The sequence below is a fragment of the Actinomycetospora chibensis genome (assembly GCF_028737215.1).
GTDB lineage: Bacteria > Actinomycetota > Actinomycetes > Mycobacteriales > Pseudonocardiaceae > Actinomycetospora > Actinomycetospora chibensis.
Genome location: NZ_JAQZAM010000003.1, coordinates 216722 through 233187, shown reverse-complemented (window position 1 = coordinate 233187; position 16466 = coordinate 216722). Strand labels below are relative to the sequence as shown.

Genomic DNA, 16466 nt, shown 5'->3' with positions numbered 1-16466 from the left:
TTCAGCGAGCATGCCAGCGCCGGCTGCGCGGACGGAAGGGCGCGCCCGCGTTCGGAGATCACGGGCGCGTCCTCCACGTCGCCGCCCACCGCGAGGTGCACCAGGTGCCCATGATCTCCGCGTTGCGGGCGAAACTGGGGCCATGAGCGAGCAGCGGGTCCGGGTCGAGATCACCGACGGGGTCGCCGACGTGCGGCTCGCGCGCCCGGAGAAGCGCAACGCGCTGGACCCGGCCATGTTCGAGGGGCTCGTCCACACCGGCGAACGACTGAAGGCCGACCCCGCGGTGCGCGTCGTCGTCCTCTCCGGGGAGGGCCCGGACTTCTGCGCGGGCCTCGACTTCGGCTCGTTCCGCGCGATGGCGAACGGGGAGCGCCTGTCGGCGTCCGCACAGCTCCCGCCGTCGGACGGGCCGGCGCGGGCCACCGGGCAGCGCGCGGCATGGGTGTGGGCCGAGCTCGAGGTCCCGGTGATCGCCGCGATCCAGGGCAACGCGCTGGGTGGTGGTCTCCAGATCGCCCTGGGCGCCGACCTGCGCATCGTCGCCCCCGACGCCCGGCTCTCGGTGATGGAGGTGAAGTGGGGCCTGATCCCGGACATGACCGGGACGCAGGTGCTCCCCGAGCTCGTCGGCCGTGACGTCGCCAAGGAGCTGACGCTGACCGCGCGGGTCGTCAGCGGCACCGAGGCCGCGGCCCTCGGGCTCTGCACGCGCACCGACCCCGAGCCGCGCGAGGCCGCGCTCGCACTCGCCCGCGAGATCGCCGGGCGCAGCCCGCACGCCGTGCGCGCGGCGAAGCGCCTGCTCGACGTCGCCGGCCGGGTGGACCTCGCCACCGGCTTCGCGGCCGAGCAGACCGAGATCGGCGCGCTGATCGGGAGCCCGAACCAGGTCGAGGCGGTCACCGCGGGCTTCGAGAAGCGGGCGCCGGTCTTCAGCGAGGTGGAGTGACGTGAGCGAAGTTCGGGGTTATAGCCCCGAAGTTCGCTCACGTCAGCCGTCGAGCACCGGCAGGAGCACGGCGGCGACGTCGTCGCCCAGCTCGCGCGGCGAGCGCGGACCGGCGGGGTCGAACCACTTGTAGGTCCAGTTCGCGGCGCCGAGGCACGCGTTGACGTAGGTGCGCGGCGTCATCGGCAGCGTCCGCCCCGTGGCGCGCAGGTGGGCCTGCACCGCCTCGAGCACGAGGTCCTCGAAGGCGCGCCGGCGCGCGAGGATCGGCGCGGCGAGCTCGTCGGGCAGCTCGGACTCCTCCTCGAAGCAGATCGTGAGCAGGTCACGGTGCTCGCAGGTGTAGGCGACGCGCTCGACGATGAGCCTCCGCACGGCCTCGCGCGTCGACGGCGCGCCGGCGACGATCGTGCGGGCGCTGGTCAGGCTCTCGTCGAGCACCTCCTCGTAGACCGCGACGAGCAGGTCCTGCTTGGTCCGCACGTAGTGGTAGAGCGTCGGTTTCCGCAGGCCGACCTTCTCCGCCACGTCGTTCATCGACGCCGCGCGGTACCCGCGGCGACTGAACACCTCCACGGCAGCGGCGAGGATCCGCGCGCGGACCTCGTCGGCACGACTCACCGCGGCCTCCCCCCGGTCCGTGCGGTTGACCCGGACTCCTGTGATGTGGGGTACTTTCGTCCGACCGGTCGGTCGAACGCAAGCGAAGGAGTCCGCGTGAGCCACGAACTCGACGAAGTCCACGAGGACTTCCGTCGCAGCGTCCGCGCGTTCACCGACCAGCGGGTCCGCCCCGTCGTCGACGAGGCCGAGCGCGAGGGACGTCCGCCCGAGCGGCTGTGGAAGGAGCTCGGCGACGCCGGGCTCCTGGGCCTGCTGACCCCGGCCGAGTTCGGCGGGTCCGCCGGCGAGGGCGGCGAGGCGACCGCCGTGACGGTGCTCGCCGAGGAACTCACCCGCGCCTGCGGCGGCATCGCCGTGAGCGCGCTGGTCAGCGCCTACATGGCCGCGCCCCATCTCGTGCGCCACGGCACCACCGACCAGCAGGAGCGCTGGGTCGCCGCGCTCGCCGCCGGCGAGGCCATCGCCGCGATCGCCGTCACCGAGCCCGGCGCGGGCTCCGACGTCGCGGGCATCTCCGCCCGCGCGCGGCGCACCGACGAGGGCTGGGTGCTCGACGGCCGCAAGATGTACATCACCAACGCGGGCCTGGCCGACGTCCTCGTCGTCGGCGCGAAGACCGACCCCGAGGGCGGGCACCGCGGGATCACGACGTTCGTGGTGCCGGCCGGCACGCCCGGGCTCTCGTTCGGCGCCCCGCTGCAGAAGATGGGCTGGCACTCCTCGGACACCCGCGAGGTCGTGCTGGACGGCGTCACGCTCGGGGAGGACGCGGTGCTCGGCGTCGAGGGCCGCGGCTTCCACCAGATCATGGACGCGTTCCAGCTGGAGCGCGTCGTGCTGGCCGCGATGGGCGTCGGCCACGCCGCCGAGGCGCTCGAGACGGTCACCGAGTACCTGCGCGGCCGCGAGGTCGCCGGCGAGCCGCTCACCGCCCGGCAGGCGATCCGGCACCGCATCGTCGCGATGGAGATCGAGCTCGAGGCCGCACGCGTGATGACCTACAAGGCCGCCGACCGTCTCGATCGCGGCCACCCCGAGGCCGGCCGGTCCGTCGCGGCGGCGAAGTACTTCGCGGCGAAGGCGGCCGCGTGGATCGTCGACGAGGCGGTGCAGCTCTACGGCGGCGCCGGCTACCTCGAGGAGACGCCGATCGCCCGCCACCACCGCGACGTGCGCATCCTGCGCATCGGCGGCGGCACCGACGAGATCCAGCTCGAGATCCTGGCGAAGCGGCTGGTGCCGTGACCGGGACGGCAGCTCACGGCGCGGGTCCCGCGTGGGAGGTGTCGGCGCCTCATCCCCCCGGGGCGCCGGCACCTCCCTCGGGGGATGACGTGCTCGCGGCCGCCGACCGGGCGCGCCTGGGCGGGGACGCCGGGCGCTGGCCCGAGAAGCTTCCCGTGCGCCAGCGCCTGGACGTGTTGCTCGACCCGGGCAGCTTCGTCGAGGACGGGCTCCTGGCCGCGGCGACCCAGCCCGGGATGCCGGGCGACGGCGTCGTCACCGGCGTCGGGACGGTCGAGGGCCGGCCCGTGGCGGTGATCGCGCACGACTTCGGCGTCAAGGCCGGGTCGTGGGGCGAGCGGACCTGCGAGAAGCAGATCCGCATCCTCGAGCGGGCCGACCGGGACCTGCTCCCGGTGTTCTACCTCGTCGACTCGGCGGGCGGCCGGCTCACCGAGCAGATGGGCTTCTTCCCCGGGCGCCGAGGCGCCTCGCGGATCTTCCACCTGCAGGTCCGGCTGTCCGGGCGGGTCCCGCAGATCTGCTGCCTGCACGGCCCGTCGGCCGCGGGCGGGGCCTACATGCCGGCGTTCACCGACTGGGTCGGGATGGTCGAGGGCCGCGGGTCGATGTATCTCGCGTCGCCGCGGGTCGCCGAGAAGGTCACCGGCGAGCACACCACCGCCGAGGAGATGGGCGGCGCGCGGATGCACGCCGAGGTCTCGGGCTGCGGCGACTCCGTGTTCGAGGAGGACTGGGAGGCGCTCGCCGCCGCCCGGCTGCTCCTGACCTACCTGCCCGACGACTTCACCGGGACGCCGCCCGAGGTCGAGCCCGCCCCGCCCGAGGCCACCGGCTGGGACGGGCTGGTCCCCGAGGACCCGAACATCGGCTACGACGTCATCACGGTGATCGACCGGCTCGTCGACGGCGGCACGTTCTTCGAGATCAAGCCCGACTGGGCGCAGGAGCTCGTGGTCGGGTTCGCGCGGCTGGAGGGGCGCGTCGTCGGCCTCGTCGCCAACCAGCCGCAGGTGCGCAGCGGCGCCATCCACGTCGACTCCGCCGACAAGGCCGCCCGCTTCATCGCCCTGTGCGACGCCTTCAACGTCCCGCTGCTCTTCCTGCAGGACGTGCCCGGCTTCATGGTCGGCGTCGCCGTCGAGCGCCAGGGGATCATCCGCCACGGCGCCAAGATGATCCTCGCGATGTCGTCGGCCGAGGTCCCGAAGTTCACGATCGTCCTGCGCAAGGCCTACGCCGCCGGCTACTACGCGATGTGCGCGCCGGGCTTCGAGCCGCGGGCGACCCTCGCGCTGCCCAGCGCGTTCATCGGCGCCATGGGCCCCGAGGCGTCGGTCAACGCCGTCTACGCCGGCAAGATCGCCGCGATCGAGGACGCGGGAGAGCGCGACGCGTTCCTCGCCGCCCGCGTCGAGGAGCACCGGGCCGAGGTCAACCTGCTGCGCATGGGCGACGAGCTCGTCGTCGACGCCGTCGTCCCCGGCGAGGGCCTGCGCGACGAGCTGATCACCCGTCTGCGCCACGCCGACGGCTGGACCCGCACCAGCGGGCGCCGTCACCACCCCGTCAGCCCTGTGTGATCCCCACGGAGGAGACCCGATCATGGACGATCGCGACACCCTCGCCACCCTGATCTCCGCGCCGCTGCAGCCGCTGGACGAGCGATGGCGCTCGGCCGACCGGGTCGACGAGCTCGCGACGGCCCGTGCGCGCCACGACACCGATCCCGACGACTACTGGGTCTGGGTGGCCGAGAAGCACCGCTGGCTCGAGCCCTGGCACACCGTCCGCTCGGGCGAGCTGGGCGACTTCCGCTACTTCGAGGGCGGGCGGATCAACGTCGCCGACAACTGCGTCGACCGCTGGGCCGAGGACCCGGCGACGGCCGACCGCGCCGCGATCGTATGGGAGGGCGAGCCCGGCGACACCCGCACGGTGACCTACGCCGAGCTCGCCGACGAGGTGAACCGGCTGGCCGGCGGCCTGGTCGCCCTGGGCATCGGGCGCGGCGACGTCGTCGCGGTCTACATGCCGAACCTCGTCGAGGCGTTCACCGCGATCCACGCCTGCAACCGGATCGGCGCGATCTACACGGTGCTCTTCTCCGGCTTCGGTCGCGACGCCGTCGCCTCGCGGCTGGCGGCCGCCCGGGCGAAGGCCGTCGTCGTCGCCGACGCGATCTACCGGCGCGGCAAGCCCGTCGAGCTGCTCGAGACCCTGCGGGCGGCGCGGTCGGACGCCCCGACGGTGGAGCACGTCGTCGTGGTCGACCGCACCGGCCGCTCCGTCCCCCTGGAGGGTGACGAGGTCTCCTACGCCGCCCTGCTCGCCGAGCACCCCGAGGGTGCCCCGATGGCGTCGCTCGACCCCAACGAGGCGGCGTTCCTGATCTTCACCAGCGGCACGGAGTCGAAGCCGAAGGGCGTCGTGCACTCCGTCGGCGGATTCCTGCTCGGGACCTGGGCGAACGTGCACTGGCAGGCCGGGCCCGTCGAGGGCGACGTCTACTGGGTGGCCGCCGACGTCGGCTGGCTGACCTTCCCGATCCAGGCCGTGATCGGCGGGCTGGCGCACGGCTCGACGATCGCCTGCTACGAGGGCGCGCTGGACACCCCGTCGCCCTCGCGGTTCTACGACGTCTGCGAGCGCCACGGCGTCACCCAGGTGCTGTGCGCACCGACGGTGCTGCGGATGCTGCGCAAGTTCGGTGACGACCTCGCCGCGTCCCACCCGCTCCCCCGCCTCGCGCTGATCACCGTGCAGGGCGAGCCGCTCGACGGGGAGACGTTCACGTGGGCGACCGAGACGTTCGGCGTCCCGATCGTCAACGCCTACGGGCAGACCGAGACCGGCTCGACGTGGACCTATCCCGTCACCGGCGTCGACGACCTCAAGGCGGGCTCGGCGGGCACCCCCGTGCCGGGCCACGCCTTCGACGTCGTCGACGACGACGGCGCGCCGGTGGTGCCGGGGGTGAAGGGCAACCTCGTGATGACCCGGCCGTTCCCCACCCTCGCCCGCACCGTGTGGGACGACCACGACCGCTACCTCTCGACCTACTTCGGGCGCTTCCCGGGGCGCTACGCCACCAACGACGAGGCCGTCGTGGACACCGACGGGCACCTCTGGGTGCTCGGGCGCGCCGACGACGTCATCAACGTCGCCGCGCACCGCCTCTCGACGATGGAGATCGAGGCCGTCGTCGGCACCCACCCGCGCGTCGTCGAGGCCGCCGTCGTCGGGGTGCCCGACGCGACCAAGGGCACGGTGCCGGTGGCGTTCGTGACCGTGTCCGGCGAGACCGAGGGCGTGCCCGACGAGGTGCGGGACCTGGTCGGGGAGACCATCGGCGGGCTGGCGCGGCCCGACCGCGTCATCGTCACCTCGGCGATGCCCAAGACCCGCACCGGCAAGATCATGCGTCGGCTGATGCGCGAGGTCCTGCTGCACGGCGAGGCCCGCAGCGACACCAGCGCGCTCGAGGACCCGGGCAGCCTGGACACCCTCGCCGCGGCGGTACGGGCATGAGCGGCCTCTGGTTCGAGGACCTCACCGAGGGGCTCGTCGTCGAGCACGCCGTCCGGCGCACGGTCACCGAGACCGACAACGTGCTGTTCACGACCATGACGATGAACCCCGCGCCGCTGCACCTGGACCACCAGTACGCCGAGAGCACCGAGTTCGGGCGCCCGCTGGTGAACAGCATGTTCACCCTCGCACTGGTGGTCGGGCTGTCGGTGCCGGAGCTGACGCTCGGGACGATCGTCGCCCAGCTGGGGCTCGACGACGTGACGTTCCCCGCGCCGGTGTTCCAGGGCGACACCGTGCGGGTGACCACCGAGGTCGTGTCGGCGCGCTCGTCGAGGTCACGCCCGGACGCCGGCCTGGTCGTCTTCGAGCATCGGGCGCAGAACCAGCGCAACGAGCTGGTGTGCTCCTGCAAGCGCACGGGGCTCATGCATCGGCGGCCGGCATGAGGGTCCCCCGGAGCCTGCTGTTCGTGCCCGGCGCGCGGCCCGACATGGTGGCCAAGGTGCCGCGGTGGTCGCCCGACGCCGTGGCCGTCGACCTCGAGGACGCCGTGGCCGCGGGCGACAAGGAGTCCGCGCGCGACGCCGCGGTCCGCGCCGTCGCCGAGCTGCCCCGCGACGGCAGGACGCTCGTGCTGATCCGCGTCAACGGCCCGACGACGCCCTGGTACGCCGACGACGTCGCCGCGGTCGCGGAGTCGGCCGCCGACGGCGTCGTGCTGCCCAAGCTGGAGTCCCCGGAGCAGCTCGAGGACCTGCGCTCCCGTCTCGGTGACCACCCGGTGATCGGGGGCCTGGAGTCGGCGCGGGGGGTGGCGCAGTGCCGGGAGCTGATGAACGGCCTGCTCGCCGCCTACTTCGGCGCCGAGGACTACATCGCCTCGGTCGGCGGCCGGCGCACGGCGGGCGGGCAGGAGGTGCTGTTCGCCCGCAGCGAGGTGGTGCTCGCGGCCGCGGTCGCCGGCGTCGGGCTGCTGGACCAGGCCGTCGTCGCCGCCCACGACGCCGAGGCGTTCCGCGTCGACGCCGCCGTCGGCCGTGACCTCGGGTACGACGGCAAGATCTGCATCCACCCCTCGCAGGTCGCGCTCGCGCACGAGACCTTCACCCCGACCGACGAGGAGATCGCCCACGCCCGCCTCGTCATCGAGGCCGGCTCGTCGGGGGTGGGGGTCGTCGACGGCGAGATGGTCGACGCGGTGCACCTGACGATGGCTCGTGCCGTGCTGTCCCGGGCGGGCGTGGAGGCGTGAGGGTTGGCTTGGTCCTGCCGCCCGCCGGCGACCCCGCCGACGTCCCGGACACCGCCCGGCGTGCCGAGGAGCGGGGCTTCGACCTCGTCGCGAGCGGCGAGCACGTGCTGTTCGGGAGCCCGACGCCCAACGCGTTCGTCGCCCTCGCCGCCGCCGCGAGCGTCACCACTCGCGTGCGCCTGCTCAGCGCCGTCACGCTGCTTCCGCTGTATCCCGCGCCGCTCGCGGCGAAGATGGCCGCGACGCTCGACCGGATCTCCGGCGGCCGCTTCGAGCTCGGCGTCGGGGTCGGCGGCGAGAACCCCGTGGAGTTCGCGGCGTGCGGGGTGCCGGTGAAGGAACGGGGCCGGCGCACCGACGACGCGCTCGACGTCCTCGTCACGCTCTTCGCGGGCGAGCCGATCGACGTCGACGGCACGCCCGCCACGCTCGACCCGCTGCCGATCCAGCGTCCGCGACCCCCGATGTGGGTCGGCGGGCGCTCCGAGGCCTCCATGCGCCGCGCCGGGCGCGCCGGGGACGTGTGGATGCCGTACCTGGGCAGCCCGGACCGCGTCGCCCGGGGCCTCGCCACCGCCCGCGAGGAGGCCGAGCGTCACGGCCGGGACCCCGCCGAGGTCTCCGGGGCCTACTTCGCGTGGACGGCCGTCGACGCCGACCCCGCCGTCGCCCGTCGCCGCGCGCGGGAGTCGCTCCTGGCGACCTACGGGCAGGACATGGACCGCATCCTCGACGCGGTCGTCCCCCACGGCGCCCCCGAGCAGGTCGCCGCCCGCCTCGCCGAGTACGCCGACGCCGGCGCCGACTCGGTGGTCCTCGCGCCGGCGGTCGAGGACGCGGACCGCGAGCGGATGCTGGATCTCGTGGCCGGCGAGGTCCTCCCCCGCCTGCCCGGCGCGTAGGCCGTGCCGGTGGGCGGAAGCCACCGTGACGGCGGGTCCCGCGAGGCGCAGAGTGCCGAGCTCTTCCCCCTGCCTACCGCAATGAGTTCCACCACGATGTCCGCCTCCTCGACTGAGCCCCCGAGCGAGCCCCCGAGCGAGCCCCCGAGCGAGCCGCCGAACCTGCCCCCGCCCGTCCGCGCCGACGGCGTCACGACCTGGCGCGCGGTGGAGTACGCGGCCGTCCCCGGGTACCGGCCGCTGCTGCTCGACCTGCACCGACCCGACGGACCGCTGCCGGCACTGATCGTCTTCCTGCACGGCGGCGGCTGGCGCGGCGGCAGCCGTGCGGGCTTCGGACCGGCCTACGCCGGGTGGTCGCCGTCGCCGTTCCTGCAGCTCGCGTCGCACGGGTTCGCGGTGGCGTCGCTGGACTACCGGCTCAGCGGCGAGGCCCGCTTCCCGGCGCCGCTGGAGGACGCCGCCGCGGGGCTGGGCTGGTTGCGCACCCACGCCGAGCACCTCGGGATCGACCCCACCCGCATCGCGCTGTGGGGCGAGTCCGCGGGCGGGCACCTCGCCGCCCTGCTCGGCCTCACCGATCCCGGCGTCCGCGCGGTCGTCGACTGGTACGGCCCGGCCGACCTGACGACGGTCGCCGCCGACGCCGCCGCCGGGGGCATCAGCGCCGTCGACCCGGGCGCTCCGGACTCCCGCGAGGCGCTGCTGCTGGGTGTCGCGCCGTCGTCGGACCCCGAACGGGCCCGGGCGGCGAGCCCGGTGACGCACGTCCGCGCCGGCGCGCCGCCGTTCCTGCTGCTGCACGGCACGGCCGACCGCCTGGTCCCGACCCGGCAGTCGGAGCGCCTCGGCGCGGCCCTGCACGCCGTCGGCGCTGCGATGACGCTCGAGCTCCTCGACGGCGCCGACCACCTGTGGCTCGGCCGGCCCGACGTCGCCCGGGCCGCCTTCGACCGATCCGTCGACTTCGTGCTGGAGCACCTCACGAGCTGATCGCGCTGCTTCCGGTGCGTGCTGATGTGGTGACGAGCCGTGTCCGGGGCGTTAACATGTGGCGCTCAGGCGGCCGCACTCGGCCGTACCGCGCCCCGGACCCCTGGCGCTGAGTCATCGCTGCGTCGCGTCCAGGGGGGCCGCCGAGATGAGCCGGATCACCGTCAGCCGCACGAGCTCCTCGCGCTGGGTGGGCGAGCACCACCGCAAGACGATCTTCGTCCTCGGCGGTGCCGTCGACGGCGCCGCCATCCCGGCGCTGCGCGCCAGGGCGGAGTCCGAGGCCCGCGAGGGGTCGACGCGTGTGGTCCTGGACATTCGCGCGATCGTGTCCTGCGACCGCGCGGGTCTCCTGGGTCTCGTCCGGCTCCGCGGCCGGCTCGAGGCCCATCCCGACTGTGTGGTGGACGTGGTCGGTGCGCGCTTGCCGCAGTTCGCCGACATCCTGGCCCGCGAGGCCGCCGAGGGTGCCGACATGCTCCGGGGGACGGTCCGGGAGCTCCGCCGACCACTCATGATCGACCCGCACCGCGTCCCGGTCGTCGCACCCCCCGTCCCGGCGCCCCGGACGTCGACCCCGACCGCGACGCGCCCGGCCGACAGCTGATGATCACCAACCGCGATCTCGAGTGCATGGGGCTGGCCACGGGATGCGTGTGCCCGGCCGGTACGGACACCGCCGGGGTCCGCGGGGCCTGGCTGTGGGAGCGGCGTCCGGCGCGACCGGAGACGGTCGTCGCCCTCCGCCGTCTCGTCCGGCGGTGGACGGTGACGACCGTGGTGGACGAGGAGATCGGCGAGTCGATCGTCCTGGTGGTCGACGAGGCGGTGAGCAACGTCGTCGAGCACGCCTACCGGGGTCCCGTCGGGGACGTCTCGGTGTTCGCTGCGCCCCGCCCGTGCGGGAACGGCGTGGTCGTGGTCGTCGAGGACCAGGGGGTGTGGTCGCCGCCGGGCGCGGACCCGGGCTTCCGCGGCCGCGGGCTCGACCTCGTGCGCGAGCTCTCGGACCACCACGCCGTGCTGGGGTCGGATCTCGGCACCACGGTCCGGATGTGCTGGCGGGCCCTCGTCACGAGCTGAGCTCAGCGCAGGAGCGGGGTGGTGTCGAGGGACCCGTCGGTCACGGCGCGGGCCAGGTCGGAGAGACGCTGCTGGGTCGAGCGGGCGTGTGACCGCAGGCGCGTGAACGCCTCGTCGAGGGGGATCTGACCTCGCTCGGCGAGGACGCCCTTGGCCTGCTCGATGATCACACGGCTGGTCAGCGCGGCCTGGAGCTGCTCGGTGAGCCGTTCGCGCTCGCGGGTGTTGCGGTCCGAGAGGATGGCGATGGTGGCGACGTCGGCCAGGGCCTGACCGATGGCGAGCTCGTCGACGCTCATGTCCGTGCGGTTGCGGTGGAACAGGTTGAGCGCGCCGATGGTCTCCCCCCGCAGCCGCATCGGCAGCGCGTGCACCGCGGTGAAACCGTTGTCGTCGGCGAGCGCGGCGAACCGCGGCCAGCGGGTGTCGGTCGCGAGGTCGCCGGCGTGGACCTGCGCCGACGTGCGGAAGCAGTCCAGGCACGGGCCCTCCTCGGCCTGGAGCTGGAACAGCTCGACCAGGTTGGCGGCCTCGGTGGACGCGGAGACGACCTGCAGGGCGCCGCGCTGGTCGGTCAGCAGCAGGCCGGCGGCGTCCGCACCGAGGAGCGCGACGCAGTCCCCGCACAGCGCGTGGAACAGCTCGATCACGTCGTAGTCGGCCACCAGGGTGTCGGCGAGGCGGACGAAGGCCGTCACCAGTGCCTGTTCACGGACGGCTGAGGGTGTACTCATGACTTCTCCTCGTCGTCCCGGCTGCGAGGGTCAACCGGGTCGTCACTCGGGGTCGCGCGGTCTGTGGGGTTGCCGCCACCTGTGGTGCTCCACACTCCGTCGGGGCTCAGCCGGAGGCGGCGGGCGACGACGTCGTCCGCCACCTCGGTGATCGTGCGTCCGACGCGGAAGGAGTGCGCGCGCAGCCGGGCCAGCGCGTCCGGCGCGCCGAGTCGGGCCTGCGCCATGATCATCCCCGTCGCCTGGTGCACCTCGGCGCGCGTCAGTGCGGAGCCGTCCACCGCTCCGGCCGGCTCGGGCTCGCCGTCGCTCCCGGTGCGGCCGTGGTCGAGCAGGGACCACACCGCGGCGTCGGCCGTGCGCAGGGCCCCGGTGACGTCCTCGTCGGTCAGCGGGCCGGGGACGTCCCGGTAGCAGTCGAGCACCCCGATGCGCGCACCACCGACCTGGAGGGGGAACACGAACATGCCGCGGGCGCCCGTCGCGGCCGCGGCGGACGCGAACACCGGCCACCGGGTCTCGGCCGGATCGGCGATATCGGGCACGAGCACGGCGCGACCGGTGCGGAAGGACTCGACGCACGGGCCGTCGCCCAGCCCGAACTGCAGCTCGTCGATGCGGGCGGAGACCGCGTCGGTGGCACAGACCGGCTCCTGCACCTCGGCCACGGTCATCATCGTGATCGACGCCCCGGTCATCGGCAGCCATTCCACGCAGGCCCGGCACACGGCCAGTGCGGACTCGGCGCCACCCGCCGCGACCGCGTCGGCGAGGGCCTGGCTCAGCCGGGCCTGATCCACCTCGCACCCGCCGCCCATGGTCGCCGTGTGGGCGGGCTCTCCCGCTCACGCCCCGACGAGGTCCAGGCCGGGCCCGCCCCCACCGAGAGCTCTCGGGGGAACGGGTCCGGCGAACCCTACACCTGGGTACGGGCCCCGCCCCGGGCCGTGCTCACCGCAACGCCACGACTCGCGGCGAGGTCCGGGGCTCCTCGGCGTCAGGATGGTCGCGACGGAGGCCCTCGCCTCCGGGTGGGCCGGGTTCCATCCCAGGACGTCGATCCCGTGGACGGACAGGACGCGGACGGCCACCGCCGGGCCATGGCTCTCCCGGTGCGTCGACGGGCCCCCGATCTCGGCGGGGCGGGTCGGCGACGGGGTCCTGGTCGACCGCCTCCACGATCGCGCAGGACCGCGACGACGTCCAGCCGATACGGATCGCGATGCTAGGAAGGGCGGCATGGCCCCGCCCTCCACGCTCGTCCTCGGGCTCGACCCCGTCACCATCGCGGGCTACGACCCGGCGCCGGTGCTCGAGGCGCTCGAGCGCGGACGTCGGCGCTTCGACGAGCTCGGGATCTCCCACACGATGTGCCTGGTACCGCTCGACGGCAGCGCCGAGGGGACGATCGTCGAGCACCTGCGGCGCGAGCCGTGGGAGTGCGTGGTCGTGGGCGGCGGCCTGCGGAAGGACGAGGAGCTGCTGGGGTTCTTCGAGGTCGTCGTCAACCTCGTCCGGCGTCACGCCCCGCAGGCCGCCATCGCGTTCAACTCCACGCCCGTCGACTGCGCCGACGCCGCGGCGCGGTGGCTGACCCCGCGCTGACCCTTCCCCACTGTTCAGTCATCGCTGTACGGTTCAGCGCATGCTGACCGGCGAGACCCGTGACGCCGCCCTCGCCCGGGTCGGGCGCGCGCTGGCCGACCCCACCCGGTGCCGGCTGCTGGTCGCGTTGCTCGACGGTCCGGGCTATCCGGCACAGCTCGCCGGGGCACTGGGGCTGTCGCGGTCCAACGTCTCCAACCACCTGGCGTGCCTCCGGGGCTGCGGCCTCGTGGTCGCATCGCTCGAGGGCCGCCAGACCCGCTACGAGATCGCCGACCCCCACCTCGCGACGGCCCTGCGGGAGATGGCGCGCGTCGTCCTCGCGGTGTCGACGTCCGAGGAGTGCCTGGACGAGGCGGTCCGGTCGTGAGCGCCGGGCACCAGCCACGGCACTCACTGCCCCTGGCCTCGGGGGCGGAGTGCGACAAGGAGTGCTGCGCCGGCCCCGTCGCGCAGCGCGCCGGTGGCGACGCCGAGCGCCGCGCCGTCCTCACCCGACGGGTCCGCCTGCTGGTGGCCGCGACGATCACCTACAACGTCGTCGAGGCCATCGTCGCGATCGGTGCCGGCGCGGTGGCGTCGTCGTCCGCCCTCATCGGCTTCGGCCTCGACTCCATCATCGAGGTCGCCTCGGCCGCCGCCGTGGCCTGGCAGTTCTCCGGCCGTGACCCCGAGGCCCGCGAGCGTGCGGCGTTGCGGGTCATCGCGGTCTCGTTCTTCGCCCTCGCCGCCTACGTGGGCGTCGAGGCGGTGCGGACCCTGCTCGGCGCGGCCGACCCCCGGCCCTCGACCGTCGGCATCGTCCTGGCCGCGGTGAGCCTGGTGGTCATGCCGTTCCTCTCCTTCGCGCAGCGACGGGCCGGCCGGGAGCTGGGCTCGAACTCCGCGGTGGCCGACTCGAAGCAGACGCTGCTGTGCACCTACCTGTCGGGCGTGCTGCTCCTGGGCCTCGTCCTCAACGCCACCCTCGGGTGGAGCTGGGCGGACCCCGTCGTCGCCCTCGTCATCGCCGCCGTGGCCGTGCGGGAGGGGATCACCTCCTGGCGTGGGGAGCACTGCTGCTGATCTCCCGCCCGGGATCGCGATCCACCGCCGTCAGGCCCTGATCAGCGGCCGGTAGCCGAGGACGGACGCGGCGCCGTCGAGGTAGGTCCGGCGGTGGGCCCGCGGGACCCACTCCTCGACGGGGTGGACGGTGAGCATGCCCCCGCCGGCGATGCGCCGGTGATCCTCCTCGGCCAGCGCGATCGCGGCGTCCTGCTCGCCCTGGGCCTGGGCCTGCTCCCGCTCGGTCATGTCCGGCACGGTGCCCGAGCTCGCCGACGGCGTCCAGCGCGGCCGACCTCTCAGCCGCGGTCGGCGCGCGGAGGGAGGCCGTCGAGGTCGGTGGCGAACGACCCGATGCCGAAGGCGAGGGCGTTGAGCATGCGTCCGTACGCGACGCGGTCGATGTTGCTCGTGGTGTCGCACGCCCGGTGGTAGCAGACGTCGAAGGGGACGCCGGCCCGGCCGCCCCAGAGCGCGGCCTGCTCCGGCGTCTTGCTCGGGGCGTCGCCGGTGAAGATCCCACCGGACGGGATCGCGGCCTCGACGAACGGGCCGTAGTCGGAGTCGCCGTTGAAGGGGGTCCCCTGCGCCGGGACGCCCAGCGAGGCGAGGCGGTCGACGAGCAGGCGTTCGATCGTCGCCGATCCCGCCGCTGCGTCCTCGGTGCTGCCCGGGTCCGACCCGTCGCCGTCGTAGACGAAGTAGCCGGCGTTTGGGGACGCGATCATGTCGGAGTTCAGCATCAGGGCGACGTCCCGGCGCTGGTCGGCCGACAGCCCCTGGACGTACTGCTGCGAGCCGACGAGGCCTTCTTCCTCGGCCCCGAACCAGACGAAGCGCACCGCGTTCGTCACCGGCGCGGCGGCACCCAGCCGCAGTGCGATCTCGAGGTTCGCGGCGACCCCACTGCCGTCGTCGTTGATGCCCGGCCCCTCGGGGACGCTGTCGAGATGGGCTCCGCTCAGGACGACCTCGTCGGTCCGGCCCGTGGTGGTCTGGGCGATCACGGTGCGGGTGGTCCGGGCGCCGACGGCGCCCTCGGTGCCCTCGCCCTCGTCGTCCTCGCTGGTCACGACGATGGTGGGGGTCTCCACCCGGAAGCCGGCACGGCTCAGCGTGGACGCCACGTACTCCACGCTCTGGTCGTAGCCAGGGGTGCCCACGGCGCGGTTCCCGCCGTTGCGGTCGGCGATGGCCTGCAGCGCCTGGAGGTGGCCGACGGCTCCGTCGACGGTCGCCTCCGCAGCGAGGCGTTCCGCGAGCGGGCCGCCGCCGACCGGACCTCCCGGGGCCGGCGCCGATCCTGTTCCGCTCGCGCAGCCCGTCAGGACGAGAGACGCCATCACCGCGGCGACCAGGGCGCGAGCACGTCCCGCCCGGCCCGGACCGCCCATGACGGGGTTCCCTCGTCGCCGGTCAGGCTGTCGTACGCCGCTCGACACCCGTGCTCCCGCTCTCGGATCTCCGCTCCTGACGTCGCAGGCGCCCGCCGACGACGCCGACGCAGACCAGCGCGGCCACGGCGAGAGCGACATCGACCCACACCCGAGGACTCGCCGGGGTATCGGTGGCTTCGGCCCAGCTGGAGCCGATCAACCCGGCGGTCAGCACCGTCGCGGCGAGGAGCCACCGACGCAGAGATCGGATGGTGGCGAGGTCCATGCCTCCAGCGTGGCCGCCGCCTCCGGCGTTGACCAGGTGGCAGGCGTCGATGACCACCGTCGAGGGATTCGGCCGAGGGCGGCCTCGATCGTGCGCCGACCCGGCGTCTCGGTGGGGCAGGTCGGGCTCGAACCGACGACCTGACGGGTTCTGGTTGACCCGTTCTGGCCGGCTGCGGGCAGTGGCAAACCCGGCCTCTGAGCTGGTCGGACGCCGGTGGCGCCATTCCGAGCGTGACGGGCTCGGGCACCCTCTCCCCCATCATTCCGTGGGGGAAAAGTGTGGGAACGATCTTGCCCCGTCAGGCCATGATCAGCGGGCGGTATCCGAGAACGGAGGCGGCGCCGGCGAGGTAGGCGCGTCGGTGCGCTCGCGGGACCCATTCCCCGAATGGGTGCACGGTGAGCATGCCGCCGCCGACGATCTGCCAGTGGTCCTCCTCGGCGAGCGCCATCGCGGCGTCCTGCTCGCCCTGGGCCTGAGCCAGTTCTTCCTCGGGCATGTCCGGCACGGTGCCCGAGCTGCTCGAGGTCGTCCAGACGTGACGGCTGGCGCGCGGTCGACCCGTCGGCCAGGTCCTACCGATAGGTCCACTTTCAACGGCTCAGTGGAGCACCGACGCACTGAACAACCCGCCCATTGGCGGGCGCTGGGCCCTCCGGGTGGCCGGCAACAAGAGCTCTTCCCTGCCCCGGCCCGCGCCCGAAGGTGACGTTCGCATTTGCTCTCCGGCAAACCTCGATCCTTGACAACTCCATCAGCGACCTGGGTGTCCGACGTCGGTCCGTGGCGAGAAGGGAGCAGCAACCCTCTTGATGCTGCCACGGTAATCT

At 73.9% G+C, this 16466-nt stretch carries 20 protein-coding genes; 13 read left to right on the top strand and 7 right to left on the bottom strand.

The genetic code is table 11. From position 1 onward, the window contains the following. Positions 1-142: 142 nt before the first annotated feature. Positions 143-952 (top strand): crotonase/enoyl-CoA hydratase family protein, encoded by an 810-nt coding sequence (locus PH189_RS05770; RefSeq protein ID WP_274187802.1) that lies wholly within the window; start codon positions 143-145, stop codon positions 950-952. Positions 953-994: 42 nt separating this feature from the next. Here the strand turns inward: PH189_RS05770 and PH189_RS05765 are convergent, their stop codons facing one another. Then, the gene (locus tag PH189_RS05765; RefSeq protein WP_274187801.1) at positions 995-1573 is read right to left on the bottom strand and encodes a TetR/AcrR family transcriptional regulator; all 579 of its coding nucleotides are present in this window, start codon (positions 1571-1573) and stop codon (positions 995-997) included. Positions 1574-1669: 96 nt separating this feature from the next. Here PH189_RS05765 and PH189_RS05760 point away from each other — a divergent pair, with 96 nt between their 5' ends. The 9 genes from PH189_RS05760 to PH189_RS05720 all read left to right on the top strand — a co-directional run bounded on the left by PH189_RS05760 (position 1670) and on the right by PH189_RS05720 (position 10585). Continuing rightward, positions 1670-2821 carry an acyl-CoA dehydrogenase family protein gene (locus tag PH189_RS05760; protein ID WP_274187800.1) on the top strand — a complete coding sequence of 384 codons (1152 nt, stop codon included), beginning with the start codon at positions 1670-1672 and terminating at the stop codon, positions 2819-2821. A gap of 89 nt (positions 2822-2910) precedes the next feature. Beyond that, on the top strand, positions 2911-4404 hold the full coding sequence (locus PH189_RS05755; protein ID WP_274187799.1) for an acyl-CoA carboxylase subunit beta: 1494 nt from the start codon (positions 2911-2913) through the stop codon (positions 4402-4404). A 22-nt stretch (positions 4405-4426) separates the two neighbouring features. After that, entirely contained in the window at positions 4427-6352 is a 1926-nt protein-coding gene (locus PH189_RS05750; protein ID WP_274187798.1) for an AMP-binding protein, read from the top strand. Then, the gene (locus PH189_RS05745; RefSeq protein WP_274187797.1) at positions 6349-6801 is read left to right on the top strand and encodes a MaoC family dehydratase; all 453 of its coding nucleotides are present in this window, start codon (positions 6349-6351) and stop codon (positions 6799-6801) included. Before PH189_RS05750 ends, PH189_RS05745 begins: the two co-directional genes overlap by 4 nt. Beyond that, positions 6798-7607: an HpcH/HpaI aldolase/citrate lyase family protein gene (locus PH189_RS05740; RefSeq protein WP_274187796.1), complete on the top strand. Its 810-nt coding sequence runs from the start codon at positions 6798-6800 to the stop codon at positions 7605-7607. Before PH189_RS05745 ends, PH189_RS05740 begins: the two co-directional genes overlap by 4 nt. Further along, positions 7604-8509, top strand: a complete 906-nt coding sequence (locus tag PH189_RS05735; RefSeq protein WP_274187795.1) for an LLM class flavin-dependent oxidoreductase — start codon at positions 7604-7606, stop codon at positions 8507-8509. Before PH189_RS05740 ends, PH189_RS05735 begins: the two co-directional genes overlap by 4 nt. Positions 8510-8605: 96 nt before the next feature. Then, positions 8606-9502, top strand: a complete 897-nt coding sequence (locus tag PH189_RS05730) for an alpha/beta hydrolase (RefSeq protein WP_274187794.1) — start codon at positions 8606-8608, stop codon at positions 9500-9502. Positions 9503-9650: 148 nt separating this feature from the next. Further along, positions 9651-10109, top strand: coding sequence for an STAS domain-containing protein (locus tag PH189_RS05725; protein ID WP_274187793.1), 459 nt, complete (start codon positions 9651-9653; stop codon positions 10107-10109). Next, entirely contained in the window at positions 10109-10585 is a 477-nt protein-coding gene (locus PH189_RS05720) for an ATP-binding protein (RefSeq protein ID WP_274187792.1), read from the top strand. Before PH189_RS05725 ends, PH189_RS05720 begins: the two co-directional genes overlap by 1 nt. A 2-nt stretch (positions 10586-10587) precedes the next feature. Here the strand turns inward: PH189_RS05720 and PH189_RS05715 are convergent, their stop codons facing one another. Then, positions 10588-11319 carry a GAF and ANTAR domain-containing protein gene (locus PH189_RS05715; RefSeq protein ID WP_274187791.1) on the bottom strand — a complete coding sequence of 244 codons (732 nt, stop codon included), beginning with the start codon at positions 11317-11319 and terminating at the stop codon, positions 10588-10590. Then, positions 11316-12119: a GAF and ANTAR domain-containing protein gene (locus tag PH189_RS05710; protein WP_274187790.1), complete on the bottom strand. Its 804-nt coding sequence runs from the start codon at positions 12117-12119 to the stop codon at positions 11316-11318. The genes PH189_RS05715 and PH189_RS05710 overlap by 4 nt, the downstream gene beginning before the upstream one ends. Before the next feature lie 439 nt (positions 12120-12558). Between PH189_RS05710 and PH189_RS05705 the strand changes: the two genes are divergently transcribed. The 3 genes from PH189_RS05705 to PH189_RS05695 are packed head-to-tail and all read left to right on the top strand — an operon-like array spanning position 12559 to position 13989. Beyond that, entirely contained in the window at positions 12559-12924 is a 366-nt protein-coding gene (locus PH189_RS05705) for a hypothetical protein (RefSeq protein ID WP_274187789.1), read from the top strand. A gap of 40 nt (positions 12925-12964) precedes the next feature. Further along, positions 12965-13294 carry a Cd(II)/Pb(II)-sensing metalloregulatory transcriptional regulator CmtR gene (cmtR, locus tag PH189_RS05700; protein WP_274187788.1) on the top strand — a complete coding sequence of 110 codons (330 nt, stop codon included), beginning with the start codon at positions 12965-12967 and terminating at the stop codon, positions 13292-13294. After that, positions 13291-13989: a cation efflux transmembrane domain-containing protein gene (locus tag PH189_RS05695; RefSeq protein ID WP_274187787.1), complete on the top strand. Its 699-nt coding sequence runs from the start codon at positions 13291-13293 to the stop codon at positions 13987-13989. The genes cmtR and PH189_RS05695 overlap by 4 nt, the downstream gene beginning before the upstream one ends. A gap of 30 nt (positions 13990-14019) precedes the next feature. On the opposite strand, the gene PH189_RS05690 is transcribed toward PH189_RS05695, so the two are convergent. The 4 genes from PH189_RS05690 to PH189_RS05675 all read right to left on the bottom strand — a co-directional run bounded on the left by PH189_RS05690 (position 14020) and on the right by PH189_RS05675 (position 16135). Continuing rightward, complete coding sequence (locus PH189_RS05690) at positions 14020-14220, bottom strand: hypothetical protein (RefSeq protein ID WP_274187786.1); 201 nt, start codon at positions 14218-14220, stop codon at positions 14020-14022. A gap of 50 nt (positions 14221-14270) precedes the next feature. Beyond that, positions 14271-15365, bottom strand: a complete 1095-nt coding sequence (locus tag PH189_RS05685; protein ID WP_274187785.1) for a M28 family metallopeptidase — start codon at positions 15363-15365, stop codon at positions 14271-14273. Positions 15366-15387: 22 nt separating this feature from the next. Further along, positions 15388-15633, bottom strand: a complete 246-nt coding sequence (locus PH189_RS05680) for a hypothetical protein (protein WP_274187784.1) — start codon at positions 15631-15633, stop codon at positions 15388-15390. 301 nt (positions 15634-15934) lie between these two features. Then, positions 15935-16135: a hypothetical protein gene (locus tag PH189_RS05675; protein WP_274187783.1), complete on the bottom strand. Its 201-nt coding sequence runs from the start codon at positions 16133-16135 to the stop codon at positions 15935-15937. Positions 16136-16466 lie beyond the last annotated feature (331 nt).